Origin of the sequence: Alkalilimnicola ehrlichii (genome assembly GCF_003399765.1) — a bacterium.
Taxonomy (GTDB): domain Bacteria; phylum Pseudomonadota; class Gammaproteobacteria; order Nitrococcales; family AK92; genus AK92.
Map to the genome: position 1 here is coordinate 1 of NZ_NFZV01000068.1, position 2378 is coordinate 2378.

At 57.9% G+C, this 2378-nt stretch carries 2 protein-coding genes; both read right to left on the reverse strand.

What is annotated here, in order from left to right; all coding sequences use genetic code 11:
- Positions 1 to 462 (reverse strand): hypothetical protein (locus CAI21_RS22630; RefSeq protein ID WP_220349073.1); only part of this gene is annotated, 462 nt, incomplete at its 3' end.
- A gap of 67 nt (positions 463 to 529) precedes the next feature.
- A partial coding sequence (locus tag CAI21_RS23510) for a hypothetical protein (RefSeq protein ID WP_220349076.1) occupies positions 530 to 2378 on the reverse strand: 1849 nt, incomplete at its 5' end.

Consider the following 2378-nt stretch of genomic DNA (forward strand, 5'->3'; position numbering starts at 1 on the left):
GTGGCCGTGGGCGTGCAGCTCGGCGACCAGGTGCGCGAGTTGGTAGGCGACCTTGACGCGAAAGCGGTAATCCTCCGGCAAGCCGGTTGCGCGTCGACCGCGGGCGCTGAGTAAAAACTCCAGCGGCACGGTGTTGTCGACGTCGAGCTGCGGCATCGCGTAGCCGAGGAAGGCGCCATCCATGCTCTCAAGCGTGCCGATAGGCCAGGTGATCTGCGGGTATTGGCGGCCGCGGCGCTCAAACGGGGGTAGGCGCGGCGGGTCGGCCAGCATGGCGGCGAGCTTATCTTGCCGCTCGCGGTTGGGCCGATGGTAGAGCTTGGCCACCAACGGCGGTTCGCCAGCCAACCGATAAATCGTACCCTCGCCGCCCCGGGCCAGCGGCTCGCCGTCGAGACGGACAGGGCGGCGGCTGTGGGTGGCTGTGAGAACAAGTGGTGTGCGGTCGGACTTGTTGTTCATCGTTCTTTAGCTTAAGCGGCACGACCAAAGTTTGGAGGTGCGGACAGGGCGAATGCACTATGTGACGTCACCGTAGGAACAAGAGGACGGTAATGGCCCATGCAGCCGGTATCGCAGTGCAAGGGATAGCGTATAGGGCGACATAGTGCGATTTTTTAGTAAGCGTGCGCATGAAGAATGTGGCGCCTACGCTTTCGAACAGAAGCAGGTATAGGCCCCCAGCGACCCCTGCGCCCATCAAAAAAGTATCGAATAGTTTGCCTGGTCGCGAAGCTGGCCCGAAAAGTTCGTAAATCAGGCTGGCGAGTAGGGCTAGCATAGATAGTACGACTAGAGCTCCTGCACACTGCTTTGCTCTAACAAAAGCAGTGTCTTTAAATCGCCGAGCAGCTTCCGCATCGGCTGCTTGCTCTTTATTTAGACGGTCCTCAGCTTCATGAAGCGAGCCGATTTCCCGTAATGCAACAAGCTCCTTCCGCCAGTCTGTCAATGTTGGCGGCTCGTTTGCGATAAAGGCCCGCTCGAAAAGCTTATGCAAGGTGTGTGGCCAACGCCGGTGAAGGCTCATCTTTAATGGGCGAACCTGTGGGTGTTCACTAGGGCTATACGCATAGAGTTTGTTGATTACCCGTTCGGTGAGAGGCGGAGAGGGAGAGCCGTCAGCCATAACGCCGTCGTAAGGATGAATGCCCTTGTTAAGCAAACGAAAAATGATGACGGCTACTGCATAGTTGTCTTGGTGCTCTTGCAGTGTTTCAGGGGTGTCGCTTCCCCATAGTGCTTTCGGATGACTGTACTCGGGAAGCGGAGTGCCGGTGGCTGCCGAGCGGCCGCGCCGAGCTGTACCGAGACTAAAATTCATACAGTCGGCGAAACAAATCAGGCCGTTGTGATCACGTCGGAAGAGAATGCTTTGGGGGGCCAGTGCGATAATACGATGCCTTGCATGGTGAAGTGCTTCTACCGCATCGATTAAGGCAATAGCGTTGTCGATGACGCGCTCGGCAGTTCGTTCTCTGTAATTCAGCTTGGAGAGGTACTGTAGCTCCTCGCCTAAACTTCGGTAATGACGGCGGTATATGCGGGGTTTGCTATATCCTGTAGGGGTTCTCGTGTTGGCTTCCAAGATAAGTGCGTCTGGCCAGCAGAAGGTCTCGTGGCGTTGCTTTCCCGCGAATACACTCTGTGACTTTGGCGGTGCGCTTAACATGGCTTCAAGCCTTTGCGCAGCGGCTTTTGCATCCGTCGTCTTATGATAAATAAGGGATATGCTCCCTTCCTCTCCAGGTGTTATGTATTCATCGTAACTAGAGCCTAGTCGGAATGTTTGTCTTAGAGTGAGTTTGCGTTGTTGGCCGTCGCTGTTTACCCAAATGTATTGTTCCGGTTGAGTGCTTCTACGAGCTGAAGCCGATTGCTTCCTGGCTGTACGCACCTCTTCGGTCTTTTTACGTGGGCAAAGTGGGCATCCCGGTTCGAAGTGAAACTGCTTCGGATGACGTTCGCAGCGTAGCAGGCGTCGGTTCTCTGGTGCGAGTAGGGCCGCGAAGTGATCGTTCCAGTCGCTGGCGGCGGGGCGCCGTGCCGCGTCGCCAGCGAAGGCGCGGGCGAGGAGCATGCGGGTTTCGCCATCAAGAACACTGTGCCGGCTCCAGGGCGAGGGCGCGATGTCCGGGTGAGGGGTGAGGCCGTAGGGATAGAGGCCCGCCCGGATGCGTTCGCCGTTGGCAGTGGGAAGCTCGCGGCCGGTGTGTGGCACGCCCTGAAACGGGTGAATACCCTCGTTGATGAGCTGGAAGAGAAGCACGGCCAGCGCAAAACGATCCTGCGCCTCGCCGAGCTGCTCGGGGGGCTGGTTCTGTTGCAGTGCTTCGGGCGCGATGTAGCCGTCGGTGTAGGCGTGCGCGGGGTACTGG